The 25,475-nt window shown below is 70.7% G+C and carries 26 protein-coding genes; 21 read left to right on the plus strand and 5 right to left on the minus strand.

The window, feature by feature from the left end; translation table 11 throughout:
* Positions 1-195: 195 nt before the first annotated feature.
* Genes ACIBO8_RS04365 through ACIBO8_RS04390 form a run of 6 tightly spaced genes read left to right on the plus strand, consistent with a single transcriptional unit; the run spans position 196 to position 7,446 of the window.
* Entirely contained in the window at positions 196-1,698 is a 1,503-nt protein-coding gene (locus ACIBO8_RS04365) for an alpha-N-arabinofuranosidase (RefSeq protein ID WP_396113628.1), read from the plus strand.
* On the plus strand, positions 1,695-3,026 hold the full coding sequence (locus tag ACIBO8_RS04370) for an ABC transporter substrate-binding protein (protein WP_396113629.1): 1,332 nt from the start codon (positions 1,695-1,697) through the stop codon (positions 3,024-3,026). The genes ACIBO8_RS04365 and ACIBO8_RS04370 overlap by 4 nt, the downstream gene beginning before the upstream one ends.
* A 5-nt stretch (positions 3,027-3,031) precedes the next feature.
* Positions 3,032-3,970, plus strand: coding sequence for a carbohydrate ABC transporter permease (locus tag ACIBO8_RS04375; protein ID WP_396113630.1), 939 nt, complete (start codon positions 3,032-3,034; stop codon positions 3,968-3,970).
* A 3-nt stretch (positions 3,971-3,973) separates the two neighbouring features.
* A complete protein-coding gene (locus ACIBO8_RS04380) occupies positions 3,974-4,801 on the plus strand; it encodes a carbohydrate ABC transporter permease (RefSeq protein ID WP_396113631.1) in 828 nt (275 codons plus the stop codon).
* Positions 4,802-4,804: 3 nt separating this feature from the next.
* Entirely contained in the window at positions 4,805-6,466 is a 1,662-nt protein-coding gene (locus tag ACIBO8_RS04385; protein ID WP_396113632.1) for a family 43 glycosylhydrolase, read from the plus strand.
* A complete protein-coding gene (locus ACIBO8_RS04390; protein WP_396113633.1) occupies positions 6,460-7,446 on the plus strand; it encodes a glycoside hydrolase family 43 protein in 987 nt (328 codons plus the stop codon). The genes ACIBO8_RS04385 and ACIBO8_RS04390 overlap by 7 nt, the downstream gene beginning before the upstream one ends.
* Here the strand turns inward: ACIBO8_RS04390 and ACIBO8_RS04395 are convergent.
* The 3 genes from ACIBO8_RS04395 to galE are packed head-to-tail and all read right to left on the minus strand — an operon-like array spanning position 7,443 to position 9,806.
* Entirely contained in the window at positions 7,443-7,634 is a 192-nt protein-coding gene (locus ACIBO8_RS04395) for a hypothetical protein (RefSeq protein ID WP_396113634.1), read from the minus strand. The two genes, ACIBO8_RS04390 and ACIBO8_RS04395, sit on opposite strands and share 4 nt — an antisense overlap.
* 38 nt (positions 7,635-7,672) lie before the next feature.
* Positions 7,673-8,815 carry a galactokinase gene (gene galK, locus ACIBO8_RS04400; protein ID WP_396113635.1) on the minus strand — a complete coding sequence of 381 codons (1,143 nt, stop codon included), beginning with the start codon at positions 8,813-8,815 and terminating at the stop codon, positions 7,673-7,675.
* Between the two features lie 13 nt (positions 8,816-8,828).
* Positions 8,829-9,806, minus strand: a complete 978-nt coding sequence (galE, locus tag ACIBO8_RS04405) for a UDP-glucose 4-epimerase GalE (RefSeq protein WP_396113636.1) — start codon at positions 9,804-9,806, stop codon at positions 8,829-8,831.
* Positions 9,807-9,942: 136 nt separating this feature from the next.
* On the opposite strand from galE, the gene trpS reads away from it, so the two are divergent.
* Genes trpS through ACIBO8_RS04425 form a run of 4 tightly spaced genes read left to right on the plus strand, consistent with a single transcriptional unit; the run spans position 9,943 to position 12,891 of the window.
* Positions 9,943-10,968, plus strand: coding sequence for a tryptophan--tRNA ligase (gene trpS, locus ACIBO8_RS04410; protein ID WP_396113637.1), 1,026 nt, complete (start codon positions 9,943-9,945; stop codon positions 10,966-10,968).
* Entirely contained in the window at positions 10,965-11,528 is a 564-nt protein-coding gene (locus tag ACIBO8_RS04415) for a 2'-5' RNA ligase family protein (protein WP_396113891.1), read from the plus strand. Before trpS ends, ACIBO8_RS04415 begins: the two co-directional genes overlap by 4 nt.
* 30 nt (positions 11,529-11,558) lie before the next feature.
* On the plus strand, positions 11,559-12,479 hold the full coding sequence (locus tag ACIBO8_RS04420; protein WP_396113638.1) for a YihY/virulence factor BrkB family protein: 921 nt from the start codon (positions 11,559-11,561) through the stop codon (positions 12,477-12,479).
* Between the two features lie 7 nt (positions 12,480-12,486).
* Positions 12,487-12,891 carry a hypothetical protein gene (locus ACIBO8_RS04425; protein ID WP_396113639.1) on the plus strand — a complete coding sequence of 135 codons (405 nt, stop codon included), beginning with the start codon at positions 12,487-12,489 and terminating at the stop codon, positions 12,889-12,891.
* Here the strand turns inward: ACIBO8_RS04425 and ACIBO8_RS04430 are convergent.
* A complete protein-coding gene (locus ACIBO8_RS04430) occupies positions 12,880-13,467 on the minus strand; it encodes a TetR/AcrR family transcriptional regulator (protein ID WP_396113640.1) in 588 nt (195 codons plus the stop codon). The genes ACIBO8_RS04425 and ACIBO8_RS04430 overlap by 12 nt on opposite strands.
* A gap of 97 nt (positions 13,468-13,564) precedes the next feature.
* Between ACIBO8_RS04430 and ACIBO8_RS04435 the strand changes: the two genes are divergently transcribed.
* From ACIBO8_RS04435 to ACIBO8_RS04480, 10 genes are all read left to right on the plus strand, one after another.
* Positions 13,565-14,563: a hypothetical protein gene (locus ACIBO8_RS04435; protein ID WP_396113641.1), complete on the plus strand. Its 999-nt coding sequence runs from the start codon at positions 13,565-13,567 to the stop codon at positions 14,561-14,563.
* A 6-nt stretch (positions 14,564-14,569) separates the two neighbouring features.
* Positions 14,570-14,971, plus strand: a complete 402-nt coding sequence (locus ACIBO8_RS04440) for a hypothetical protein (protein ID WP_396113642.1) — start codon at positions 14,570-14,572, stop codon at positions 14,969-14,971.
* Positions 14,972-15,011: 40 nt separating this feature from the next.
* Complete coding sequence (locus ACIBO8_RS04445; protein WP_396113892.1) at positions 15,012-15,299, plus strand: SCO4848 family membrane protein; 288 nt, start codon at positions 15,012-15,014, stop codon at positions 15,297-15,299.
* A 184-nt stretch (positions 15,300-15,483) separates the two neighbouring features.
* The gene (locus ACIBO8_RS04450; protein ID WP_396113643.1) at positions 15,484-16,578 is read left to right on the plus strand and encodes a BMP family protein; all 1,095 of its coding nucleotides are present in this window, start codon (positions 15,484-15,486) and stop codon (positions 16,576-16,578) included.
* Positions 16,579-16,760: 182 nt separating this feature from the next.
* Complete coding sequence (locus tag ACIBO8_RS04455) at positions 16,761-18,236, plus strand: ABC transporter ATP-binding protein (RefSeq protein WP_396113644.1); 1,476 nt, start codon at positions 16,761-16,763, stop codon at positions 18,234-18,236.
* Positions 18,233-19,549, plus strand: a complete 1,317-nt coding sequence (locus ACIBO8_RS04460) for an ABC transporter permease (protein WP_396113645.1) — start codon at positions 18,233-18,235, stop codon at positions 19,547-19,549. Before ACIBO8_RS04455 ends, ACIBO8_RS04460 begins: the two co-directional genes overlap by 4 nt.
* A 5-nt stretch (positions 19,550-19,554) precedes the next feature.
* Positions 19,555-20,823, plus strand: a complete 1,269-nt coding sequence (locus tag ACIBO8_RS04465; RefSeq protein ID WP_396113893.1) for an ABC transporter permease — start codon at positions 19,555-19,557, stop codon at positions 20,821-20,823.
* Positions 20,824-20,842: 19 nt separating this feature from the next.
* Positions 20,843-21,556, plus strand: coding sequence for a cytidine deaminase (locus ACIBO8_RS04470; RefSeq protein WP_396113646.1), 714 nt, complete (start codon positions 20,843-20,845; stop codon positions 21,554-21,556).
* Positions 21,553-22,830, plus strand: coding sequence for a thymidine phosphorylase (locus tag ACIBO8_RS04475; RefSeq protein WP_396113647.1), 1,278 nt, complete (start codon positions 21,553-21,555; stop codon positions 22,828-22,830). Before ACIBO8_RS04470 ends, ACIBO8_RS04475 begins: the two co-directional genes overlap by 4 nt.
* Before the next feature lie 6 nt (positions 22,831-22,836).
* Positions 22,837-23,514, plus strand: a complete 678-nt coding sequence (locus ACIBO8_RS04480; RefSeq protein ID WP_396113648.1) for a DUF4272 domain-containing protein — start codon at positions 22,837-22,839, stop codon at positions 23,512-23,514.
* Here ACIBO8_RS04480 and ACIBO8_RS04485 read toward each other — a convergent pair.
* The gene (locus ACIBO8_RS04485; RefSeq protein WP_396113649.1) at positions 23,511-24,314 is read right to left on the minus strand and encodes a putative RNA methyltransferase; all 804 of its coding nucleotides are present in this window, start codon (positions 24,312-24,314) and stop codon (positions 23,511-23,513) included. The two genes, ACIBO8_RS04480 and ACIBO8_RS04485, sit on opposite strands and share 4 nt — an antisense overlap.
* A 26-nt stretch (positions 24,315-24,340) precedes the next feature.
* Here ACIBO8_RS04485 and ACIBO8_RS04490 point away from each other — a divergent pair, with 26 nt between their 5' ends.
* A complete protein-coding gene (locus ACIBO8_RS04490; protein ID WP_396113650.1) occupies positions 24,341-25,408 on the plus strand; it encodes an adenosine deaminase in 1,068 nt (355 codons plus the stop codon).
* The last annotated feature ends 67 nt before the right edge of the window (positions 25,409-25,475 follow it).

Consider the following 25,475-nt stretch of genomic DNA (forward strand, 5'->3'; position numbering starts at 1 on the left):
GGTCTGCGACCTGCCGCCGGTGAGCGAGGAAGGGCCCGTTCGCCCAGGTGGTAAAGGGTCAACCCGGGCAGCCGCGCAGAAACCATCCCGATCCATGGTCATCACCGTGACAACCGTGTGTCCAGCGCTTTACAACGATGGTTCCAACGTTGTAAACCTGTGAGACGACACACACCGGCGTGACGGGAGTGATACGTGACCGCCCGACTGACCCTTGATCCGGCCTTCGCCATCGGCGACGTCGACCCGCGGCTCTTCGGTTCCTTCGTGGAGCACATGGGCCGCTGCGTCTACACCGGCATCTACGAGCCCGGCCACCCCCGCGCCGACGCGGACGGCCTGCGGACCGACGTGCTGGAGCTCGTCCGGGAGCTGGGGGTCACCCTGGTGCGCTATCCCGGCGGGAACTTCGTCTCCAACTACCGGTGGGAGGACGGCGTCGGCCCGGTCGGCGACCGGCCGCGCCGGCTCGACCTGGCCTGGCGGGCGCTGGAGAGCAACGCGTTCGGGCTCAACGAGTTCATGCGGTGGGCCGAGCAGGCCGGGGTCGCCCCGATGATGGCGGTCAACCTCGGGACGCGGGGCATCGCCGAGGCCGCCGAGCTGGTCGAGTACTGCAACGTGCCGGAGGGCACTGCGGCGGCCGATCTGCGGCGCAAGCACGGTGTCGGGCAGCCGCACGACATCCGGCTCTGGTGCCTGGGCAACGAGATGGACGGGCCCTGGCAGATCGGCTCGCTCACCGCGCGCGAGTACGGCCGGCTGGCCGCGCGGGCCGGGCACGCGATGCGGCGCGTCGACCCCTCGATCGAGCTGGTCGCCTGCGGCAGCTCCAACGCCGACATGCCGACCTTCGCGGCGTGGGAGGCGACGGTGCTGGAGGAGGCGTACGACCAGGTCGACTACCTGTCCCTGCATCACTACTTCGACCCCGGTACGCAGGACGAGGCGAGTTTCCGCGCGTCGGCCGTACGGCTCGACGGGTTCGTGGACGATGTGCTCGCCACCGCCGACCACGTACGGGCCAAGCTGCGCCGGCGTAAGCGGATCAACCTGGCGCTGGACGAGTGGAACGTCTGGTACCAGTCGCGCTTCACCGAGCCGGAGGACCGGGGGATCGAGGAGCTGCCGCCGCTCATCGAGGACGACTACACGGTCACGGATGCGATGGTGGTCGGGAATCTGCTGATCAGCATGCTGCGTCACGCGGACCGGCTGACCGTGGGCTGCCAGGCCCAGCTCGTCAACGTCATCGCGCCGATCCGGACCGAGCCCGGCGGTGCGGCCTGGCGGCAGACGATCTTCCACCCGTTCGCGCACACCGCCCGCCTGGCCCGGGGGACCGTGCTGCGGGCGGCCGTCACCGCACCCACGATGGCCACCGGTGCCTTCGGCGACGTGCCCGTGCTCGATGCGGTCGCGACCTGCGACGCCGGCGAGCTGACGATCTTCGCGGTCAACCGCGGCACCGAGGAGCTTGCGGTGGAACTCGACCTGCGGGCCTTTCCCGGGTTGCGTGGCGGGGAGCGGATCGAGCTCGCCGGCGCCGACCCGGGAATCGTCAATTCCGCCGCTGCGCCTGATCGGGTCTGTCCCCGTACCGAAAAAATGCCCGCCCTCGACGGCGGGCGAGCGACCGTCCTCCTTCCCGCCGTCTCCTGGCACGCCCTCCGCTTCACCCCCGAGGAGAAACCGTGAAACCACACCTTTCCCGCCGCGGCCTGCTCGGGCTCGGCGTAGGCGCCGGCGGCGCCGTGCTGCTCGGCGCCTGCGGCGACGACGGCCCCAACCCGGTCGTCGGGGGCGGGAAGAACGCCCAGCCCGCCTCGACCGCCTACACCGGACCGAACGTCGCGCTGACCTTCTGGAACGGCTTCACCGGCGGCGACGGCCCGGTGATGAAGTCCCTGGTGGACCGGTTCAACAGCGAGAACCCCAACATCAAGGTCACGATGAACGTGTACGAGTGGGCCGACTACTACCAGAAGGTCCCCGCCGCGGTCTCCACGGGCAACGGCCCCGACCTGGGCATCATGCACGTCGAGCAGGTCGCCACCAACGCCGCGCGCGGTGTCGTCCTGCCGCTGGACGACCTGGCCGCGTCGCTGCAGCTCAAGGAGGAGGACTTCTCCCCGCCGGTGTGGCGGGCCGGGGTCTACCACAACAAGCGGTACGCGATCCCGCTGGACGTGCACCCGCTGGGCATGTTCTACAACAAGGACGTCATGGAGAAGGCGGGTCTCGACCCGCAGAACCCGCCGAAGAACAACGATGAATACATGAAGGCCCTGGACGCGTTGAAGAGCAAGGGCGTCCAGGGGCACTGGGCGACCCCGTTCCCCTTCACCGGGACCATGCAGTTCGAGTCCCTGACCTGGCAGTACGGCGGCCAGCTGTTCGACGAGCAGGCCACCAAGCCGCTGTACGCCGAGCAGCCCGGCGTGCAGGCGCTGACCTGGCTCGTCGACCTGGTGAAGAACGGCTACAGCCCGAAGAACGTGGCCCAGGACGCCGACCTGATCGCGTTGCAGAACGGCAAGGCCGCCTTCAACTGGAACGGCATCTGGACGATCAACACGCTCAAGGCGGTCAAGGGCCTGAACTGGGGCGTGAGCCCGCTGCCGACGATCGGCTCGCAGCCGGCCGCCTGGGCCGGCTCGCACAACTTCGTGCAGTTCAAGCAGCGCACCCCCGACCAGAACAAGCTGCAGGCCGGCAAGGTGTTCATCAACTTCGTCAGCAAGAACTCCATCGAGTGGGCCAAGGGCGGCCAGGTGCCGGCCCGCAAGGAGATCCGCGAGGGCGCGGAGTTCAAGGGGCTCAAGGAGCAGGCCGCGATCGGTACGCAGATCGACAACCTGCACTTCCCGCCGTCCGTGCCGGGAATCCCCGACGCGATGGCCACCATCGACACGGCGATCAACGAGGCGATCCTGCTGCGCAAGGAGCCCGGCAAGGCCCTCGCCGACGCGGCCGCCAAGGCGGCGCAGATCCTGGAGCAGAACCGCAAGAAGTACGGCGGCTGATCGGCGTGGTCGACGTCCTGCAGGAGACCGCCTCCTCGACCGCGACGCCCGTGAAGGCGGCGTCGCGGCGGGGGGCGGGCCTCACCCCGTATCTGTTCCTGTTGCCGTACGCGCTGCTGTTCGTGACGTTCACGCTGGTGCCGGCCGCCTACGGGCTCTGGATCAGCCTGCACGACTGGGACTACCTGCTGCCCGGCAAGCCGTTCGTGGGGCTGGACAACTACAAGGCCCTGTTCAGCAGCAGCTCGCCGGTGTTCGACTTCTTCTGGCAGAGCATGGAGGCCACCGCGATCTTCACGGTGTGCAGCGTGCCCCTGCTGGTGGCCGTACCGCTCGGCATCGCGCTGATCCTGAACCGTTCGTTCCGCGGGCGTACCTTCTTTCGGGCGGTGTACTTCGCCCCGTACGTGCTGGGCGTCGCGGTCATCGGCGTGCTCTGGCGCTTCCTGCTGGACCCGAACCTCGGCGCGGTCAACGCGTTGCTCGGCGCGGTCGGCCTGCCGGACGACACGGCGTGGACGACCGGCCTGCCGTGGGCTTGGGTGTCGCTGGTCGGGGTGACGGTGTGGTGGACGCTCGGTTTCAACGCCGTCATCTATCTCGCCGGCCTCCAGGACATCCCGCGGGAGCTGTACGACGCCGCGAAGGTGGACGGCGCCAGCCGGTGGGCCGAGTTCCGCAACGTCACATTGCCGGGGCTACGGCCGGTGCTGCTGTTCGTCGTGATCAACACGATCCTGGCGTCGAGCAACATGTTCGGCCAGGCGTACCTGATCACCCAGGGCGCGCCGGGCGTGGAGACCCGTACGGCGATCATGTACATCGCCGAGGAGGGCCTGCGCAGCTACCGGATGGGCAGCGCCGCGGCGATGAGCTACCTGCTCACCCTCGCCCTGCTGCTGATCAGCATGATCACGTTCCGCCTCTTCCGGACGAAGGACTGAGCCATGGGCCGCGTCAGAGGAATCGCCTGGTACACCATGCTCGGCGGGCTGAGCCTGCTGTTCATCGCCCCGGTCGTGTGGATGCTCATCACGTCCTTCAAGACCGCGGACGAGGCCACCCGGGTGCCGCCCACCCTCGTCCCGCAGGAACCCACCACCAGCGCCTACGACGCGCTGTTCGCCGGTAACTCGCAGACGCCGGTGCTGCGCTGGTTCCTCAACAGCCTGCTGGCGGCGAGCGGGCAGGCGCTGCTCGTGCTGGCGGTCGCCTCGATGGCCGCGTACGCGTTGGCCAGGATGGACTTCCGGGGCAAGCGGATCGTCTTCGCGCTGATCATCGCGACGCTGTTCGTACCGATCTTCACGTTGATCATCCCGAACTTCCTCATCATCGACCGGCTCGGCTGGCTCGACACCCTGTGGGCGCTGATCGTGCCCGGCGCCGCGAGCGCGTTCGGCGTCTTCTTCCTGCGCCAGTTCTTCCTCGGGCTGCCCCGGGAGCTGGAGGAGGCCGCGGTTCTGGAGGGCGCCAATTCCTGGCAGATCTTCACCAAGGTCATCCTGCCGCTGTCCAAGCCGGCCCTCGCCACGCTCGCCGTGATCAGCTTCCTGACCAACTGGAACGACTTCATCTGGCCGGTCTACGTGCTGTTCAGCCCGGAGAACTTCACGCTGCCGCCCGGGCTGGGCACGCTGCAGGGCGCGTACAACATCAACTATCCCGTGATCATGGCCGGCGCGACGCTGGCCAGCGTCCCGGTGCTGATCCTCTTCGTGGTCAGCCAGCGCTACATCATCGAGGGCGTCTCCCGGTCGGGACTGAAGGGCTGACCCATGCGACGGTTGACGGCCGCGTTCGCCGCGGCGCTCGTCCTGCTCACTCCCGCTGCCGCGCAGGCTCGCCCGCGGCACAACCCGGTGTCCGCGAGCTTCGCGGACACGTTCGCCGATCCGATGGTCGTTCGCGGCGACGACGGATTCTGGTACGCGTACGCCACCAGCGACCCGCTGCGCGAGGGCGAGAAGGTGGTGCACCACATCCCGACGGCGCGCTCGAGGGACCTGGCGAACTGGGATTACGTGGGTGACGCCTTCGGTGCGGGGCAGCGGCCCGCCTTCGCCGCCGAGAACACCACCTTCTGGGCGCCCGACGTGCGGAAGACCGGCGACCACTGGGTCATGTACGTGACCGTGACCGAGACGACGGTAGCGCCGGGCGCCTCGGCCATCGGGGCGGCGACCGCGCCGACGCCGGCCGGCCCCTGGACCTTCGTGGACACGCCCGTCGTCGCGCCCCGGCCCAGCGGCGACGGCGGCTGGCTCTGGACGTTCGATCCGGCCCGGCTCACCACCCCGGACGGCCACGAGTACCTCTATTACGGCAGCTACTTCGGCGGCATCTGGGTCAGCGAGCTGAGCGCGGACGGCCTGCGGACCGTCGGCACCGCGACGCGGGTGGCGGTCGACAACAAGTTCGAGGGCGCGTACGTCGTGCGCCGCAACGGCTGGTACTACCTGTTCGCGTCGTCGGCGAACTGTTGCGCCGGCCCGACCACGGGCTACTCGGTCTCGGCGGGCCGCTCCCGCGATCCGCGCGGGCCGTTCGTCGACAAGGCCGGCCTGTCCCTGAACGTCTCCCGGGCCGGCGGCACCCCCGTGATCGCGCCCAACGGCGACCGCTGGGTCGGCACCGGGCACAACGGGCTGGTCACCGACGACCACGGACAGGACTGGCTGGTCTATCACGCGATCGACCGCAGGGATCCGTACCTCGACGAGCCGTTCGGCATCAACGAGCGCCCCATGCTGATCAACCGGCTGGACTGGATCGGCGGCTGGCCCACCGTCCGCGCCGGATCGGGCCGGGAACCCCGACCGGGCCGCGCGCTCCCCGCCTACTCCGACGAGTTCGGCGGCCGCGCCCTCGCCAGGGCGTGGACCTTCGTCCGGCCCGATCCGGCGGCTTCCGTCTCCGGCGGCGCCCTGCGGTGGCCGGTGCAGAACGCCGACCTGACCGGCACGTCGAACAACGCCGGGGTGCTGCTGCGCGCCGCGCCGCCCGGCAGCTGGATCGCCGAGACGAAGCTGACGCTCGACCTGGGCGAGGACACCGTGCGCAACTACCAGCAGGCGGGCCTGATCGCGTACGTCGGCGACGACGAGTTCGCCCGGCTGTCGGCGGTGGCCATCTGGAACACCCGCCAGGTCGAGTTCGGCCACGAGATCCCGTACGCCGGCGCCACCTCGTACGGCGGGAACATCGCGGGTACGCCCGGCCGTACGACCACCTGGCTGCGGCTCGCGTACCACGTCGACCCGCGCAACGGCGAGCACGAGTACCGGGCCGGGGTGAGCCGCGACGGGCGGACGTGGACGTGGGGCGGGGTCTGGACGCTGCCCGCGACCACCACGCCGCGCATCGGGCTGGTCGCCCACGGCGGCGCCACGCCGGCGGTCACCGCGTCCTTCGACTACCTGAGGTTCAGCCGGTGGTAAGAATCGGCGTCGTCCTGTTGTCCCTGCTCACCCTGGCCGGGTGCACCGTGTCTGATCATCAGTCGGCTCCCAAGTCGTTCACCAATCCCGTCTTCCGCGAGAACTTCCCCGACCCGGGGGCCGTGCTCGCCGACGGCACCTGGTACGCCTACGGCACCAACAACGCGACGGAGAACGTGCCGATCCTGACGTCGCCCGACCTGGTCACGTGGACGCCGGCCGGCGACGCGCTGCCCGAGGTCGGCAAGTGGGCGGAACGCGGCAACACCTGGGCGCCCGAGGTCATCGCGGGCGACGGCGGCTACCTGCTCTACTACACCGCGCGGTCGACGGCGGCAGGGCGGCAGTGCATCGGGGTCGCGTACGCGAAGAGCCCCGCCGGCCCCTTCGTCGACGACAGCGCCGAGCCGCTGATCTGCCAGGCGGACGACGGCGGTTCGATCGACGCGAGCCCGTACCGGGACCCCGAGGGCGGCCTGTGGCTCTACTGGAAGAACGACGGCAACGCGATCGGCCGCCCCACCCACCTCTACGGCAGCCGGCTCGCCGCGGACGGCCGCTCGTTGACGGGCAAGACGGTCGAGCTGCTCACCAACGACGCGCCCTGGGAGAACCACGTCATCGAGGCGCCGCAGATGGTCCGCCACGACGGCAAGCTGTTCCTGTTCTACTCGGCGAACGCCTACGACCAGGACGTCTACGCCATGGGCTACGCGGAGTGCGACGGCCCGCTGGGCCCGTGCCGCAAGGCGGCCGAGAACCCGATCCTGAAGTCCTCGCCGGCCGCGGCGGGTCCGGGACACAGCTTCCTGGTCACCACCCCGGGAGGCGAGACGTGGCTGCTCTACCACGCGTGGCCGCCGGACGCGATCGGCAGCGTGACGCCGGGGCGGCAGCTGTGGCTGGACAGGGTCGATTGGCCCGACGGCCGGCCCGTGGTGCACGGGCCGACCGCGGATCCGCAACCCGTACCGCGCTAGCGCTCGTCGTCGTCGCGGGTGGTTGCTTCCTCGATCGCGTGGCTGACCGCGCCGGTGATGTCGCCGGCGGGCACCGCGATGGCTTCGCCGTCGACCTCGCCCGGCTTCTCGGGGGTGGGCTCGGGCGCCGTCGCGCCGCCGGAGAAGCCGTACTCGTTCGGCCGGTGCTCTTCGGATGCGTCTGTCATGCCCTGCGCTTACCCGCCGGGACGGGCGGATATGCCGGTCAGAGGCGGCGGGCGCCCGGCCCCGGGGTCGCCGACCAGGTGGTCGGCGCGGTGAAGGACCGTTGCGCGTACGCCTGTTCGACCGCGGCCGTGGTCGCCTCGGCCCGCTCGGCGTCGATGAGTGCCAGCACGCACCCGCCGAAGCCGCCGCCGGTCATCCGGGCGCCGTACGCACCGGCCGCCAGCGCCGCCTCGACGGCCACGTCGACCCGGTCGACGGTGATCTCGAAATCGTCGCGCATCGAGGCGTGCGAGGCGGTCATCAGCGGGCCGATCTCGCGGATGCGGCCGGAGCGCAGCAGCGCCACCGTGTCGAGGACCCGCTGGTTCTCGGTGACGATGTGGCGCACCCGGCGGCGCGTCACGTCGTCGCCGAGCCTCGCCAGCGCCGCGTCGAGATCGTCGGCCGCGACGTCGCGCAGCGCCGGCACGCCCAGGGCGCGGGCCGCCTCCTCGCAGGACTTGCGGCGGGCGCCGTACTCGCCGTCGACGTGCTGGTGGGGGGTGTTGCTGTTGATGATCAGGATGGCGAGGCCCTCGGCGGCCAGGTCGAACGGAATCTGCTCGACCTCCAGCGATCGGCAGTCGAGGAACAGCGCCTTCCCCGCCTCGCAGCGGATCGACGCCGACTGGTCCATGATCCCGGTCGGTGCGCCCACGTAGACGTTCTCCGCGCGCTGGGCGAGCGCGGGCCGCTTCGCGACCGGCAGGTCCAGGCCGCCGAGGTCCGCCAGGGCGGTCAGCACCGCGGACTCCAGCGCCGCCGACGACGACACCCCGGCCCCCACGGGTACGTCCGAGGCCAGCGCGATCCGGGCGGGCGGCACGGTGAAGCCCGCGTCCTCCAGCGCCCACACCACGCCGGCGGCGTACGCGGCCCAGCCCCCGACCTCGCCGGGCGCCGACGACGTGAACGTCACCGGCTCGTCGGCGAAGTCGGAGCAGACCGCCCAGCCGGGCTCGTCGCGGCCGGCCGCGGCCGCCACCACCTGCTGCGGCAGGGCGAAGGGCAGCACGAAGCCGTCGTTGTAGTCGGTGTGCTCGCCGATCAGGTTGACCCGGCCCGGAGCCGCCCACAGCCCCGCGGGTTCGCTGCCGAACGTGGACCGGAAAGCCGCTGCGGCCGAGGACGCGACATTCATGGCGATGATCAGATCACGCGACGTGGGTGCGGTAGAACTCCCAGGCGTCGCCGATCATGTCCGGCAACGTGTTCTTCTCCGGCACCCAGCCGAGCTCGTCGCGGGCCCGCTGCGACGACGCGACCAGCGTGGCCGGGTCGCCCTCGCGGCGCGGGGCCACCTCGACCGGCAGCGCGGCGCCGGTGACCTCGCGGGCCGCCTCGACCACCTGCCGGTTGGAGAAGCCGTTGCCGTTGCCCAGGTTGTATATCTTGTGCTCGCCGCCGGTCGCCGCCTCGAGGGCCAGCAGGTGGGCGCGGGCCAGGTCCTGCACGTGGATGTAGTCGCGTACGCAGGTGCCGTCGGCCGTCGGGTAGTCGTCGCCGAAGAGCTGGAGCTTGTCCCGCTTGCCGGCGGCCACCTGCAGCGCGATGGGGATCAGGTGGGTCTCCGGGTCGTGCCGCTCACCCAGGGCCGTGCCGTCCTCGCGGATCAGGGCGCCGGCGACGTTGAAGTAGCGCAGCGACACGGGGGCCAGCCCGTGCGCGAAGGCCTCGGAGGTGAGGGCGAAGTCGAAGGTCAGCTTGGTGGCGCCGTACGTGTTGGTCGGTGCCTTGGTGGCGGACTCGGTGATGGGCAGCTCGGTGGGGTTGCCGTAGACGGCCGCGGTGGAGGAGAAGACGAAGCGGGGGACCCCGGCGGCGCGGACCGCCTCGAGCAGCGCGAGCGAGCGCTTGACGTTGTGGTCCCAGTAGATCTCCGGCTTGGTCATCGACTCGCCGGCCTGGATGAGGCCCGCGAAGTGCAGCACCGCGTCGAAGCCGGCGTCGGGCGTGAGCACCGAGGCGGCGTCGGCGATGTCCGCCTGCACGAAGGTGGCGTCGGGCGCGACCGCCTCCCGGAACCCGCTCTCGAGGTTGTCCAGCACGACGACCTCGTGGCCGGCGTCGAGCAGCAGGCGGCTGGTGACGCTGCCGATGTAACCTGCGCCTCCGGTGACGAGAAGTTTCACCACATGACCTTTCGTAGCGGACGCTTCAGCGTCCAGGGTTACTCAAGACCGCTCATAAGTCAACACGATCGAACATCGTCTCGGACAGCGGCGGGCGTTTGACGGAAAGCCTGGAGAGACTGACACAATGGCGCTCATGTCCGACGCCGACCGCCGCCCCCGGGTGCTCTCCGGCATCCAGCCGACCGCCGACTCGTTCCATCTCGGCAATTATCTCGGAGCGGTCCGCAACTGGGTTGCCATGCAGGAAACGGCGGACGCGTTCTACTGCGTCGTGGATCTGCACGCGATCACCATGGGGCACGACCCGGTCGCGCTGCGGAACAGGACCCGGCTCTCGGTCGCCCAGCTGCTCGCCCTCGGCCTCGACCCCGAGCGCTGCACCCTCTTCGTGCAGTCGCACGTGCCCGAGCATGCCCAGCTGGGCTGGGTGCTGAGCTGCATCACCGGCTTCGGCGAGGCAGGGCGCATGGTCCAGTTCAAGGACAAGTCGGCCAAGCAGGGCTCGGACACCACCAGCGTCGGCCTGTTCACGTACCCGATCCTGCAGGCGGCGGACATCCTGCTCTACCAGGCCGACGCCGTGCCGGTCGGCGAGGACCAGCGGCAGCACCTCGAGCTGACCCGGGACCTGGCGCAGCGTTTCAACACGCGCTTCGGCAAGACGTTCACCGTGCCCTCGGCGTACATCGTGCGCGACACCGCCAAGATCACCGACCTGCAGGACCCGACCGCGAAGATGTCGAAGTCGGCGTCCTCGCCCAACGGGATCATCGAGCTGCTCGAGGAGCCGGCCCGGTCGGCCAAGAAGATCAAGTCGGCGGTCACCGACACCGGGCGCGAGATCCTCTACGACGAGGAGAACAAGCCCGGCATCAGCAACCTGCTGACCATCTACGCGGCGCTCACCGGGCGGACCATAGACGAGCTGCTCGAGCAGTACGACGGTCGCGGCTACGGCGACCTCAAGAAGGACCTCGCCGAGATCGTCGTGGAGTTCGTCAAGCCGGTCCAGGAGCGCACCCGTACGTTCCTCGAGGACCCCGGCTACCTCGACAAGGTGCTCGCGGTCGGCGCCGACAAGGCGCGGGCCGTGTCGGCGGTGACGCTCGCGCAGGCCTACCAGAACATCGGCTTCCTCAGCCCGTCGCGCGGAGCCTGACGCCGGTGGCGCAGACCGACACGCCGACGACCCGGATCGGCGTCGCGATCGACATCCCCGAGCCGTGGGGAGCGCAGCTCACCCGGCGCCGGGCCGAGGCCGGCGATCCGCAGGCCGCCTACACGCCGGCCCACGTCACCCTCCTCGGCCCGACCGAGGTCGCCACCGAGGCGTTGCCGGCGATCGAGAAGCACCTGGACGCCGTCGCCTCCGCGCAGGAGCCGTTCACCGTGCACCTGCGGGGCACCGGCACCTTCCGTCCGATCACCGAGGTCGTGTTCGTGACCCTGGCGGCCGGGATCAGCGAGTGCGAGCTGCTCGCCGCCGCCATCGCCGCCGCCGAGGGGATCGACCGCGACTCGCGGTTCCCGTACCACCCGCACGTCACCGTCGCCCAGGACGTGCCCGGCCCGGCGCTCGACGCGGTGTTCGACGACCTCGCCGAGTTCGAGGCCCGCTTCGAGGTGCCGGCGTTCACGCTCTTCTCGCACGACCTCTCCGACGGCGGCGACGGGCCCTGGCGGCGGCGCCGCGACTACGTGCTGGGCGACCTGCGCTAGAACCCCCGATCCATTGGGTACGGTCTGGCCGTGAACGCCATCGACCGGGCGTACGCGGTGGTCGAGGCACGGATCATGGCGCTGCGACACCGCTCCCGCTACTTCGATCACCTGTGCCGCGCCGCCCTGCGCTACGACGACGTCTCGGGCGGCCGGCTCGCGGCGGCGATCGCGTACTACGGCTTCTTCGCGGTGTTCGCCCTCGCCCTGATCGGCTACTCCATCTTCGGCGTCCTCATCGACTCCAACGTGCGGCTCTTCGAGATCGTCCAGGAGTTCCTGGAGCAGAACCTGCCGTTCCTCGACGTACAGGCGATCCTCGACAGCGGCAGGACGGTCGGCATCGTCGGCATCCTGGGCCTGGTCTTCACCGGCATCGGCTGGGTCGAGGCGATCCGCTCGTCCCAGCGGCTGATCTGGCGGCTCAACGAGCAGCCCGGCTACGTGGGGCTCCGGCAGGTGGTCGACCTGCTGGTGCTCGCCGGCATCCTGATGCTGCTGATCGTCTCGGTCGGTGCCGTCTACGGGCTCGAGTCCCTGCTCGAGTGGCTCGCCGACGGCCGGGTCGGCGTGCTGCTGTCGATCGTCAGCGCGGTGCTCACCATGGCCATCAACATGCTGCTGGCGGCCGCGCTGCTGGCGGCGGTGCCCCGGCTGCGGATGACGGCGCGGCGCATCGCCCCGCCCGTCCTGCAGGTCGGCATCGGCATCTACCTGCTCAACACCGTCGGCAAGTCGTTCGTCGGACTGATCCAGCGCAACCCCGCGTACGGCCTGGTCGCCAGCGCGGTCGGCCTCCTGGTCTACCTGTACGTCTTCAACCAGCTGCTGCTCTTCGGCGCGGCCTGGGCGGCGACCAGCCCCCACGGGCGCGTCGTCGACCTCTCCGCGGACGATAAAACTGCCCCGGTGGGGCAAAATACCTGGATTCGGCACCAGCGGCCGGAATGATGATCCCGTGGGCACTCTCGTGACGTTGCACCTGCCGCCGGGCTCACCCGTGGCCGACCTGCCGTGGATCATCACCATCGGCCCCCTCGACGACGACGAGGACTGGGAGCCGCTGGTCTGCGGTCCCTATGAGCGGCCGCACGCCCTCGCCCTGGCCCAGGCCGTCGTCGCCGACGAGGACCTGATGGCCGTGGTCGAGCCGTTGCTGCCGCTCGGCGACGCCGACGCCATCCGCGCCGAGGTCGAGCTGGCGAAGTCGGGCGCGGACCACGACGCCAGCACGGACGACCTCACGGCCGAGACCTTCGACGACGACGGTCCCCGCCGCACCACACCGGGCCGCCCGCCGACCCGCGACGAGGTGCGGGCCGCCTTCTTCCGGATCGCGGCGAAGCTGACCTCAGCCGTCTAGCAGCGCCCGCAGGCCGGCCAGATAGGTGGTGCGGTCCGGGAAACCCACGAGCTGGCGTTGCAGGGCATAGCCCGGGATCATGCCGAACAGCACGGCGGAGACGGCCTGCGCGTCTCCGCCCGCCCGTAGCTCCCCGCGGGCGATCGCGCGCTCGGCGATCGTGACGAACGGGGCCCGCATCCCGACGTAGCGCTCCCGGACGATCTCGCCGATGGCCGGGTCCAGGGTCGCCTCGGACCAGACCTGCAGCGCCAGCGGGAAGTTGCCGTCGGGTCGTACCTGTTCGTCGATGACATCCATGACCCGGTCCAGGGCCGCCGTCAGGCTCAGGTCCGGGTCCGCCGCGATCTCGTCCAGCTGCGCGGCCAGGCCGCCGGCCACCGTCTCGGAGATGGCGCTGATGATGTCGTTCTTCGACTTGAAGTAGCGGTAGACCGCGCCCACCGAGAGACCGGCTTCCCGGATCAGATCCTGCATCGAGGTGTTGTGCAGGCCGTTGCGCAGAAAGCAGGTGCGCGCGGCGGCGAGGATCTGCTCGCGGCGGGCTGTCAGGTGGTCCTCGGAGACACGTGGCACGCCTCTCAGCATAAAACGAACGCTCGTTCTTGACGCCGGCCGGTCACTGGGCGCACCCTGAGGCAATAAAGAACGAGTGTTCGTTTTAGGAGTCGCCATGTCCCGGACAACCCGGCCGGCCACCCTCGCCGTGGTCCTCGCCTTCGCCGTCGTCGCTCTCCAGGCCCTGCTCGTGCCGCTCTTCGCCGGGCCGGCAGCCCATCTCGCCCCGCGCGACCTTCCCCTCGCCGTGGCCGGGCCGCAGCCCGCTGCCGACCAGTTCGCCGCCCGGCTCACCGCGTCCCGGCCCGGCGCCTTCGACGTACGGGTGGTCAGCAACGCCGACGCGGCCATCCGCAACCGGGAGGTCTACGGCGCGGTGGTGATCGGGGCCGGCGGGGCGTCGCTGCACGTGGCGTCGGCCGCGAGCCCCACCGTGGCGACCCTGCTCACCCAGGCCACGGCGGAACTCGGCCAGGGTGCGCCCGTACCCGTGGTGGACGTCGTACCCACCGACGCGGGCGACCCGCGCGGCGCCGGGCTGGGGGCTGCTTTCCTGCCCATGGCCATGACCGCCCTGCTCGCCGGCATACTCACCTTCCTGCTGATCAAGCGGCGTTCCGCCCGAGTGCTGGCGCTCACAACGTTCGCGGTTGCCGCCGGGCTCGCCGGTGCCGCAGTGCAGCAGTACTGGCTGGACGTCGTGCCGGGGGACTACTGGGCCGTCGCAGGCGTGCTGGCGCTGTTCTCTCTCGCCGTATCCGCCGCGGTGGCCGGCCTCGGGGCGCTGTTCGACCGCGCCGGGATCGCGCTGGGTGCCGCCACGATCTTCCTCGTCGGCAATGCGCTGTCGGCCGTCAGCGCGGCGCCCCAGCTCCTGCCGCAGCCCTGGGGAGCCGTCGGTCAGTGCCTGCCGATAGGGGCCGGCGCCACGCTGCTGCGCTCGGTTGCTTACTTCGGCGGGAACGGCGGAGGTGTCGCGGTCATGGTGCTGGGGGCGTACGCGATCGGCGGCCTGATCCTGGTCGTCGCCGGGAGGCGCGGAACGGTCCGTGCCATGGCGCAGGCCGCGGCCGCCGGGGAAGAGACCCGGCGGGAGCCGGCGCTGGCGAGCTGATCGCACATGGTCGAACTGAAGACGGCGGGGATGTTCGCCGAGTTCGGTCCCGTCCGTTCGGCCGAGCCGCAGGAAAGCATCTTCGACCACGTCGCCGACGAGCAGCTACCTGACCTCGGGCAGGTGCTCGACTACCTGAATGCCGGACATGTCCTGATCGACGTCATGGACGTCGCGGACGACCCGTTCGAGCCGACCCGGCAGATCATGAACGGGTCCACCGTCCTCACCGACGGCGACTGGCTGTGGCGCAAGGACCTCGCTCATTTCGTACGCCGGCACCGCGTCGCCCTGCCCGAGGGCTTCCTTGCCCTCATCCGGGAACGCGACTATGTCGTTCCCGACCGCGACATCGCGGAGCTGACCGCCTGTTCCCGGCAGGCGCGCGAATTGATGTTCTGGAGCTGAGGGCGGGCTGAACCGGACGTCACGGCATACTGGGTGCGTGATGCTCACTCGGAGATGGTCGGCGTTCCTGATCGCGGTCGGGGTTTGGAGCTGGCTCATCTGGCCCCGGTTCGGCGTCGCGATCTGGAAGGACGACCGCTCCTTCGCCGACGGCAGCCCCACCTCATTCCTATGGGTGCACGCGTTGTTGATCGCCGCTTCGCTCGTCATCGGTACGACGGTGGGCCTGCTCGGCGTCCGCGGCTGGCGGGCCGCTCGGGGGGCTATATCGACGTCCGATGATTCCGTGGCTGCGGCCGGAGGGCGCCGAAAAATTGATGGTTCGTAGCGGTTTGAGCGGACGAATTCTTCGTTTTGTTGGGTGAGACAACGAATACGGCAGTCCGTTGTTGCGGGCAGGTAACGGTGAGCCAACAGTCCGGGTTGATTTCCTGCCGTCACCCTGGCCTGCGGCTACGCTCCCGACCTGAGACGCACCGCGCAGTGTCGGTGCGCTGTGGAAGGAGGGCGTGTTGCGCCCAGTACGTGGGAAGCGAATCGTTGCGATTCTCGCGGCGGGTGGGCTGACGCTCGCCGCCGCGGCCTGTGGCGACGCCCCTGACGAGACCCCGAGCGGCTCCGGCGCGAGCAAGGCCGCCGCATATAAGGCATGCATGGTCACCGACACCGGTGGTATCGACGACCGGTCCTTCAACGCCTCGGCGTGGGCCGGCATGCAGGCCGCCAAGGAGGCCCAGAGCAACGTCGAGCCCAAGTACGTGGCCTCGACCGCTCCGGAGGACTACGAGCCCAACCTGCGCCAGTTCGTGTCGCAGAAGTGCAACTTCATCCTCGCGGTCGGCGGCCTCATGGGCGACGCCACCAAGAAGGTCGCGGGCGAGAACGCCAACCAGCAGTTCGGCATCGTGGACAGCAGCATCCCGGACGCGAAGAACGTGTTCCCGATGCAGTTCGCGACCGAGCAGGCTGCCTTCCTCGCGGGCTACCTCGCCGCGGGTTACTCCAAGTCCGGCAAGGTGGCCACCTACGGCGGCCTGAAGATCCCGCCGGTCACGGTCTTCATGGACGGCTTCGCCGACGGCGTGGCCCACTACAACAAGACCAAGGGCAAGAACGTCGCCGTGCTCGGCTGGGACAAGGCCAAGCAGAACGGCACCTTCGCCGAGAACTTCGGCGACCAGAACAAGGGCAAGTCGATCACCAACACGTTCGTCGCCCAGGGCGCGGACGTGATCATGCCGGTGGCCGGCGGCACGGGTCTGGGCACGGCGGACGTCGCCAAGGCGTCCGGCGGCAAGGTTGCGGTCGTCTGGGTCGACCAGGACGGCTGCAAGAGCGCCGAGCAGTACTGCGACGTCTTCCTGACCACCGTCGTCAAGAACATCAAGGACGCCGTGGAGCAGGCCGTGGCCGAGGGTGCGCAGGGCAAGCCGCTCGCCGCCACCCCGGGCTACAAGGGCACGCTGGAGAACGACGGTGTCTCGCTCGCGCCGTTCAACAAGTTCGACAGCAAGGTCGACGCCGGGCTCAAGTCCGAGGTCGACAAGCTCAAGAAGGACATCATCGCGGGCACCGTGAAGGTCGAATCGGCCAACGCGCCGAAGTGACCTGTTGTTGAACTAGCAATCCGGCCGCCGCGCGGTCGCGGGGACGAAAAGCCCCGCGGCCTGCGCGGCGGCTCTGCTCGGGCTGTCCCGGCACCCCTCGCGCCGGACACCCGGCCCCTCGTCTGCAGGAGATTCCGCTGAGACTCGAGCTGCGCGGCATCACCAAGCGCTTCGGCGACCTGGTGGCCAACGACCACATCGACCTGACCGTCGAGCCCGGAGAGGTGCACGCCCTCCTCGGCGAGAACGGCGCGGGCAAGTCCACCCTCATGAACCAGCTCTACGGCCTTCTGCAGCCGGACGAGGGCGAGATCCTCGTCGACGGCGAGGCGCGGACGTTCCGCAGCCCCCGCGACGCCATCGCCGCCGGCATCGGCATGGTCCACCAGCACTTCATGCTCGTACCCGTCTTCACCGTGGCCGAGAACATCGCCCTCGGCGCCGAGAAGACCCGGGCGGGCTTCCTCGACCGGCGCCGGGCCCGGCGCGAGGTCATCGAGGTCTCCGAACGGTACGGCCTGCCGGTCGACCCGGACGCGCTGGTGGAGAACCTGCCGGTCGGCGCTCAGCAGCGCGTGGAGATCATCAAGGCCCTCACCCGCGACGTGGACCTGCTCATCCTCGACGAGCCGACCGCCGTGCTGACCCCGCAGGAGACCGAGGAGCTGCTCACGGTCATGCGCGGGCTCTCCGACGCCGGCAAGTCCATCGTCTTCATCACCCACAAGCTCAAAGAGGTCAAGGCCATCGCCGACCGGATCACCGTGATCCGGCGCGGGCGCACGGTCGGCACCGCGAACCCCGACGCCGCCGAGGACGAGCTGGCGGCGCTCATGGTCGGCCGCGCGGTGAGCCTCGAGGTGGACAAGGCACCCGCCGAGCCCGGCCGCGAGGTCCTGCACATCTCCGGCCTGATCGTGGACGACGACCGTGGCGTACGCGCCGTCGACAACGTCGACCTGACGGTGAGCGCGGGCGAGGTGCTCGGCATCGCGGGCGTGCAGGGCAACGGGCAGACCGAGCTCATCGAGGCGATCATGGGCCTGCGGACGCCGCGCGCCGGGTCCATCATGATCGACAACGAGAGCCTGGTCGGTATGAGCACCAAGCAGATCCTGCGCTCCGGCGTCGGGTACGTGCCCGAGGACCGCAGCCTCGACGGCGTGGTCAAGGAGTTCTCGGTCGCCGAGAACCTGGTGCTCGACCAGTACGACCGGGCGCCGTACGGCAACGCGTTCCAGCTCAACCCCGCGGCCGTCGCCTCGTCGGCGCGCGAGCGGGTCGAGCAGTTCGACATCCGTACGTCGTCGCCGGACGCCGCGGTGGGCACCCTGTCCGGCGGTAATCAGCAGAAGGTCGTCGTGGCCCGGGAGCTGTCCCGGCCGCTGCGGCTGTTCATCGCGGCCCAGCCGACCCGCGGCGTCGACGTCGGGTCGATCGAGTTCATCCACAGCCGGATCGTGCACGAGCGCGACGTCGGCACGGCCGTGTTGGTGGTCTCGAGCGAGCTCGACGAGGTCGTGGGGCTCGCCGACCGGATCGCGGTGATGTACCGGGGCCGGATCCTGGCGATCGTCTCGCCGGACACCCCGCGCGAGGAGCTGGGCCTGCTGATGGCCGGCATCACCGCCGGGACCGCAGAGGAGGGGACGAAGTGACAACCGACGGACCGGTCGGCGTGGACAAGGACGCCGACGAGACGGCCGCGGAGACCGCTCCGGCCGCCGCCGCCGCGAAGCAGGAGAAGCCTGCCGAGGAGGAATCGTTCCTCAGCGCCTTCGTGCACAACCTCTGGGCCGCCAACACGGTCACGGTGACGGTGCTGTCGATCCTGCTGGCGATGCTCATCGGCGCGATCCTCATCGTCGTCTCCGACCCCGCCGTGCTGAAGACGTTCAGCTACTTCACCGCACGCCCCGGCGACGCGCTGACCTCCAGCTGGACGGTCATCAGCGGCGCGTACGCCGACCTGTTCAAGGGCGCGATCGTCGACCCCGCCACCATCACCGCGTGGGCCAACGGCACCGGCACGTGGCGGCAGGTCTTCTTCCCCATCTCCGAGACCCTCACGTACGCGGCACCGCTGGTCTTCACCGGCCTGTCCGTGGCGGTGGCGTTCCGCGGCGGCCTGTTCAACATCGGCGGCCAGGGCCAGGCGGTCATGGGCACCATCGCCGCCGCGCTGGCCGGCTTCCTGCTGCCGCTGCCGCCGGTGATCCACCTGCTCGCGGCGCTGCTGGCCGGCCTGCTGGGCGGCGCGCTCTGGGGCTTCGTGCCGGGCATCCTCAAGGCCCGCACCGGCGCCCATGAGGTCATCGTGACGATCATGATGAACTACACGGCGAACCTCTTCCTGGGCTGGCTGATCCTGCAGAAGGGCGTGCAGCAGCCGGGCCGCAGCGATGCGATCAGCAAGACCGTCGACGGCTCGGCGGAGCTGCCCTCGTTCGGCGGCGAACTGCGGGTCAACTTCGGCATCGTGCTCGCGGTGCTGGCCACCGCCGGGGTCGCCTGGCTGCTCAACCGCTCCGCGTTCGGCTTCGAGCTGCGGGCGGTCGGCCATAACCCGCCCGCCGCCCGGACCGCCGGCATCAGCGTCGCCAAGACGTACACGCTGCTCATGGTCACCGCCGGCGGCCTCGCCGGCCTCGGCGGCGCGACCCAGGTCCTGGGCACGGCGCACGCCCTGACCACGCAGGTGGCCGGCAACATCGGCTTCGACGGCCTGCTGGTCGCCCTGCTCGGCCGCAACCGGCCGTGGGGCACGCTGCTCGCGGCGATCCTGTTCGGCGCCCTGCGCGCCGGCGGCAACCGCATGCAGTCGTTCTCGAGCATCTCCCTGGAACTCGTCACGGTGCTCCAGGCACTGATCGTCATCTTCATCGCCGCCCCGGCTCTCGTGAAGGCGATCTTCCACCTGCGCGCCGCCCGCACCGCGCGGCTCGGCGCCTCGATGACGAAGGGCTGGTGACCGGCGTGTCGACGGCGACGGTGGAAGAGACCACCACGGCGGCGGCGCCCGCGCGGTTCTGGGACCGCCAGCGGCGCCTGGGCGTGGGCGTGGCCTTCGTCGGCCTGGTGGCGACGATCCTCTTCGGCGCCCTGGCGCCCTCCAAGACGGCCCGCTTCACCCTCAGCGAGGACGCCGCGGGTGCCGCGCTGTCCGTCAACGGGCAGCTCGGCGCGATCCTCTTCGGCGTCGTGGCGCTCGCGGCCGGGGCGGTGCTGCTCGCCGGCCTGCTGCGCAAGTACCAGACCTGGGTGCTGAGCATCGGCATCCTGGCGTTCGTCCTGTCGTTCCTGTGCTGGCAGGTCGCGGGCAAGTTCCTGCCGCTCGTGGACACCGCCAGCGGCACCCTGCAGCTGGCCGTACCGCTGATCCTCGGCGCCCTGGCCGGCGTGCTCGGCGAGCGCTCCGGCGTGGTCAACGTGGCCATCGAGGGCCAGTTCCTGATGGGCGCGTTCGGCGCCGCCCTGGTCGGCACGATGGCGACCAGCGTGTGGGCCGGCGTCCTCAGCGCGGCGGTGGGCGGCCTGATCATCGCGGCCATCCTGGCCGTGCTGGCGATCCGCTACCTGGTCGACCAGGTCGTCGTCGGCATCGTGCTCAACCTGCTCGCGCTGGGTATCACCGGCTTCCTGTACGAGCGGCTCATGCAGCCCGACGCGCAGGCGTACAACCAGCCGCCGAAGATGCCGGAGTGGCGCATCCCCGGGCTGGCCGACATCCCGGTGGTGGGGCCGGTGCTGTTCCACACCAACGGGCTCGTCTGGCTCGCGCTGATCCTCGTGTTCGTGGTCCACTTCGGGCTTGCCCGGACGCGCTGGGGGCTGCGTACCCGGGCGGTCGGCGAGCACCCGACCGCCGCGGACACCGTCGGCATCCGGGTGCGCGGCCTGCGCTACCTCAACGTCCTGGTCGCCGGCGTGATCGCGGGCGCCGGTGGGGCGTACTTCACGCTGGTGGCGACCGGCAGCTTCAACAAGAACATGACCTCCGGCGCGGGCTTCATCGCGCTGGCGGCCCTGATCTTCGGCCGGTGGACGCCGTTCGGCGCGCTGGGGGCGGCGCTGTTCTTCGGCTTCGCCCAGAAGCTCGCCACGTACCTCAGCGCGGTGGGTAGCCCGGTGCCGAGCCAGTTCCTCAACATGCTGCCGTACCTGGCGACCATCGTGGCGGTGGCCGGCCTGGTGGGCCGGGTGCGGGCGCCGGCGGCCGACGGCCAGCCGTACATCAAGAGCTGACCGGGGGAGAATCGGCGCCATGGAGATCGACTGGGGGTCGCTGCGGGCTGCGGCGATCGAGGCCATGCGGCATGCGTACGCGCCCTACTCCGACTTTCCCGTCGGGGTGGCCGCGCTGGTGGACGACGGCCGCGTGGTCGTGGGGTGCAACGTCGAGAACGCGTCGTACGGCGTCGGGCTCTGCGCCGAGTGCGGGCTGGTGTCCTCGCTGCACGCCACGGGCGGCGGCCGCCTCGTCGCGGTCTCGTGCGTCGACGCCAACGGGCAGCCGCTCATGCCGTGCGGGCGCTGCCGTCAGCTGCTCTACGAGCACGGCGGGCCGGAGTGCCTGTTCGAGGCGCTGCCCCGGCCGCTGCGGTTGGCCGAGCTGCTGCCGTACGCGTTCGGGCCGGACGATCTCGACAAGGTCACCGGTCCGGCCGCCGTGCCGGACGTCCCGGCCCAGCTCGCCCGCTGGCGGGGACGCGGCACGGTCTTCGTGCACCCGGACCTCTCCGGTGGCGAGCAGGTCTGGACGGGTTACTGGGAACGTTCCGGGGGCAGTCCCGAGGAGAGCGACGCTGACAAGGGCATCCTCGAGGAGGGGCCGATCTTCGCGACGGCGGCCGCGGCGGTGACGTGGGGGCGCACCCGTACGTCGAGGGTCGTCGTGGTGGACGCCGCCGGCGGGCTCTCGTGGGCCGGCGAGGGAGAAGCGCCGGAAGGCATCGGCACGAAGTGGGAGCAGGCATGAGCGAGTTCGCGGCCGTCGACGTCATCCGGGCCAAGCGGGACGGGCAGGCGCTGTCCGACGCGCAGATCGACTGGGTCCTCGACGCGTACACGAAGGGCGTCGTCGCGGACGAGCAGATGTCCGCGCTGGCGATGGCGATCCTGCTCCGGGGTATGACGCCCGGCGAGATCGCCCGCTGGACCGCCGCGATGATCGCCAGCGGCGAGCGGCTGGACCTGTCGGCCGTGACCCGGCCGACCGTCGACAAGCACTCCACCGGCGGCGTGGGTGACAAGATCACGCTGCCGCTCACCCCGCTCGTCGCGGCCTGCGGCGCGGCGGTGCCGCAGCTCTCCGGCCGCGGCCTCGGCCACACCGGCGGCACCCTCGACAAGCTGGAGTCGGTGCGCGGCTGGCGCGCCCGGCTGAGCAACGAGGAGTTCGTCCGTCAGCTGCAGGACGTCGGCGCGGTCATCTGCGCCGCCGGCGACGGCCTCGCCCCGGCCGACCGCAAGCTGTACGCCCTGCGCGACGTCACCGGCACGGTCGAGGCGATCCCGCTCATCGCCAGCTCGATCATGAGCAAGAAGATCGCCGAGGGCACCGGCGCGCTGGTGCTGGACGTGAAGGTCGGCACCGGCGCCTTCATGAAGGACCTCGACACCGCCCGCGAGCTGGCGCGCACGATGGTCGAGCTGGGCAAGGCGCACGGCGTGAAGACGGTCGCGCTGCTCACCGACATGAATACGCCGCTGGGCCTGACCGTCGGCAACGCCGTCGAGGTGCAGGAGTCGCTGGACGTGCTCGCCGGCGGCGGGCCGGCCGACGTGGTCGAGCTGACCGTCGCCCTGGCCCGGGAGATGCTCGCGGCGGCCGGCATCGACGCCGACCCCGCCAAGGCGCTCGAGTCCGGCGCCGCCATGGACTCGTGGCGGGCGATGATCCGCGCTCAGGGCGGCGACCCGGACGCGCCGCTGCCGGTCGCCCGCGAGACGGAGGTGCTGCGCGCCACCGAGGACGGCGTGATCACCTCGATCGACGCCCTCGGCATCGGCCTGGCCGCGTGGCGGCTGGGCGCCGGCCGCGCCCGCAAGGAGGACCCGGTGAGCTTCGGCGCCGGCGTCGTCCTCAAGGTGCGCCCCGGCGACCGGGTGAGTGCCGGCGACGTGCTGCTGGAGCTGCGTACCGATGAACCGGAGCGGATCGCCGCGGCCCGGACCGACGCGGCCGGAGCGATCACCCTCGGGCAGCAGGCGCCCGACCCTGGGCGACTGCTGATCGACCGCATAGCCTGAGCGGTCATGAAGGCCGCCCCCGATCCCCGAGCGGTACGCGAGGCCAGCCTGGACGAGCTGACGCGGCTCGCCCTGCCGCTGCCGCCCGCCTCGTTCCCGCTGGTGTGGGAGCCGGGGGACGCCGTGGAGCTGCGCCCGACGGGTGAGCTGGAGGCCCGCGCCGCGGTCCTGCACGTCGTCGTGGCGCGCTGCTTCGGCATGCCCACGGAGGCGGCCATGAGCTGGCTGCTCAACTCCCGGCTCGTGGACTTCGTCACACCCCCGGAGTGGCAGTTCGTGGCCGGGGCGAAGGGCGATCACCGGTCGTTCGTGCTGCACCACGACGCGGTGTTCGCCCTCGCGTGGCTGCTGGGGCTCAGCCGGCACCTCGACCCCACCGCCCCGCCGGAGGAGCGGCTCATGCGGCAGATGCCCGACCTGCCCGGCGGCGAGCTCTTCAACGAGTGGCGGTCGCGCTCGCTCGTCGCCCCGCGGGACGCGACCGAGGCGGCCGTGCTGCTCGACCTGTACTACTGCCTGGACTGGGCGTTCCAGGAGGCGGAGAGCAACGGCGTACGGCCGCCCGGCGAGGTCGACAGCAACGCGATCGGGCAGCGGCGGTGGGCGCTGGAGTGGGCGGTGCTGTTCTCGGGGCCGTACCACGACGCCCCGCCCGAATGGGAAGAGGTCGACCTGTCGGTCTAGGCCGGCCGGTAGACCGCCACCTCGACCGCGGCGGTGACCTCGTGCCCGGCGTCGGCCCGCGGCACCACGTGATGGGCGCTCGGCGTCATGCCGATCAGCGTGCGGGTCTCCGCGGCGGTGAGGCGCAGGGTGCGGCGGACGGTCGTGGCGGTCACCTGGTCGAAGTCCGTACCCAGGGCGTCGGCGACCCGGTCCGCCTTGTCCGGGTCGACCTTCAGCAGCCCGAAGGCGTCGATCAGTTCCGCCAGGTGATCCGCCGCCGGGGTGACGACGAGCAGGACGCCGTCGGGTCGCAGGACGCGACGGAACTCCGGGCCGTTGCGAGGGGCGAACACGTCGAGGATCACCCGGGCCGACCCGTCGGCCACCGGCAAGGGGCGCCACAGGTCGGCGAGGGCCGCGCCGGCGCGCGGGTGGGCGCGGGCCGCCCGGCGCAGCGCCGGCTTGGAGACGTCGATGCCGAGCCCCACGGCGGCCGGGTGCGCGTCGAGCACCCGCGCCAGGTAGCGGCCGGTGCCCGTACCGGCGTCCAGGACGAGGCCGTCACCCGCGCCGGCCGCCGCGGCCAGAGTTTCCGCGATGAAGTCGTAGTGGCCCTCGGCCAGGAAGGCTTCGCGGTCGGCGACCATCTCGGCGGTGTCGCCCGAATGGGGCGAACGGCCCGCCGTCAGGTTCACGTACCCCTGCCGTGCGACGTCGAAGGAGTGCCCGCGGGAGCAGCGAATTGTCCGTTCATCGGCCCCGGCGAGTGTTCCGCCACACACCGGGCACCGCAGGTACGGCAATGCTCCGTCGATCATCCGCTGCTTCCCTCTAGCATCTGCTGATGGTTGCCATCACCCACGCCGACATCGTGACCGCCCCGAAAGCCCTTCTCCACGATCACCTCGACGGCGGGCTGCGCCCCGCGACGATCGTCGAGCTGGCCGCTGCCGTGGGGCACGAGCTGCCGGAGACCGATCCGGCGCGGCTGGGCGAGTGGTTCGTCGAGGCGGCGGACTCCGGGTCGCTGGAACGCTACCTGGAGACGTTCGCGCACACGGTGGCGGTGATGCAGACCGAGGAGGGCCTGCACCGGGTCGCCAAGGAGTGCGCGCTGGACCTGGCCGCCGACGGCGTCGTCTACGCCGAGATCCGCTACGCGCCCGAGCAGCACCTCGAGCGCGGGCTGACCCTCGACCAGGTGGTCGACGCCGTGCACGCCGGCTTCGAGGACGGCTGCGCCGAGGCGGCGGCCCGGGGCACCCGCATCCGGATCGGCACCCTGCTGACCGCCATGCGGCACGCCGCGCGCTCGCAGGAGATCGCCGAGCTCGCCGTGCGCTACCGGGACACCGGCGTGGTCGGCTTCGACATCGCCGGTGCCGAGGCCGGCTTCCCTCCCACCCGGCACCTCGACGCGTTCGAGTACCTGCAGCGGGAGAACTTCCACTTCACCATCCACGCGGGTGAGGCGTTCGGCCTGCCGTCGATCTGGCAGGCGATCCAGTGGTGCGGGGCGGACCGGCTGGGGCACGGCGTACGGATCGTCGACGACATCACCGCCGGCAAGCTCGGGCGCCTGGCGTCGTACGTGCGCGACAAGCGCATCCCGCTGGAGCTGTGCCCGTCCTCGAACGTGCAGACCGGTGCCGCGCCGTCGATCGCGGAGCACCCGATCGGGTTGCTCCGGGACCTCCGCTTCCGGGTCACCGTGAACACCGACAACCGGCTGATGAGCGGTACGTCGATGTCGCGCGAGATGGCGCTGCTGGTCGAGGCGTTCGACTGGGGCTGGAGTGAGCTGCAGTGGCTCACGATCAACGCGATGAAGTCGGCGTTCATCCCGTACGACGAGCGGCTGGCCATCATCAACGACGTGATCAAGCCGGCGTACGCGAAGTTGCTGGCGTGAAGTCCGCTTTTAACCGGCATGAGGGACACGGGCGTACTTTCGTCGCATGAAACTGGCGATTCGGTCA

Origin of the sequence: Actinoplanes sp. NPDC049681 (assembly GCF_044465265.1) — a bacterium.
Classification (GTDB): Bacteria; Actinomycetota; Actinomycetes; order Mycobacteriales; family Micromonosporaceae; genus Actinoplanes.

What these genes read in the sequence shown, in the direction of transcription:
- ACIBO8_RS04380 (WP_396113631.1), top strand. Translation starts at nt 3,974, where the DNA reads ATGGGCCGCGTCAGAGGAATCGCCTGGTACACCATGCTCGGCGGGCTG.
- ACIBO8_RS04385 (WP_396113632.1), top strand. Translation starts at nt 4,805, where the DNA reads ATGCGACGGTTGACGGCCGCGTTCGCCGCGGCGCTCGTCCTGCTCACT.
- ACIBO8_RS04395 (WP_396113634.1), bottom strand. Translation starts at nt 7,634, where the DNA reads ATGACAGACGCATCCGAAGAGCACCGGCCGAACGAGTACGGCTTCTCC.
- galK (WP_396113635.1), bottom strand. Translation starts at nt 8,815, where the DNA reads ATGAATGTCGCGTCCTCGGCCGCAGCGGCTTTCCGGTCCACGTTCGGC.
- trpS (WP_396113637.1), top strand. Translation starts at nt 9,943, where the DNA reads ATGTCCGACGCCGACCGCCGCCCCCGGGTGCTCTCCGGCATCCAGCCG.
- ACIBO8_RS04435 (WP_396113641.1), top strand. Translation starts at nt 13,565, where the DNA reads ATGTCCCGGACAACCCGGCCGGCCACCCTCGCCGTGGTCCTCGCCTTC.
- ACIBO8_RS04440 (WP_396113642.1), top strand. Translation starts at nt 14,570, where the DNA reads ATGGTCGAACTGAAGACGGCGGGGATGTTCGCCGAGTTCGGTCCCGTC.
- ACIBO8_RS04445 (WP_396113892.1), top strand. Translation starts at nt 15,012, where the DNA reads ATGCTCACTCGGAGATGGTCGGCGTTCCTGATCGCGGTCGGGGTTTGG.
- ACIBO8_RS04470 (WP_396113646.1), top strand. Translation starts at nt 20,843, where the DNA reads ATGGAGATCGACTGGGGGTCGCTGCGGGCTGCGGCGATCGAGGCCATG.
- ACIBO8_RS04475 (WP_396113647.1), top strand. Translation starts at nt 21,553, where the DNA reads ATGAGCGAGTTCGCGGCCGTCGACGTCATCCGGGCCAAGCGGGACGGG.
- ACIBO8_RS04480 (WP_396113648.1), top strand. Translation starts at nt 22,837, where the DNA reads ATGAAGGCCGCCCCCGATCCCCGAGCGGTACGCGAGGCCAGCCTGGAC.
- ACIBO8_RS04485 (WP_396113649.1), bottom strand. Translation starts at nt 24,314, where the DNA reads ATGATCGACGGAGCATTGCCGTACCTGCGGTGCCCGGTGTGTGGCGGA.
- ACIBO8_RS04490 (WP_396113650.1), top strand. Translation starts at nt 24,341, where the DNA reads ATGGTTGCCATCACCCACGCCGACATCGTGACCGCCCCGAAAGCCCTT.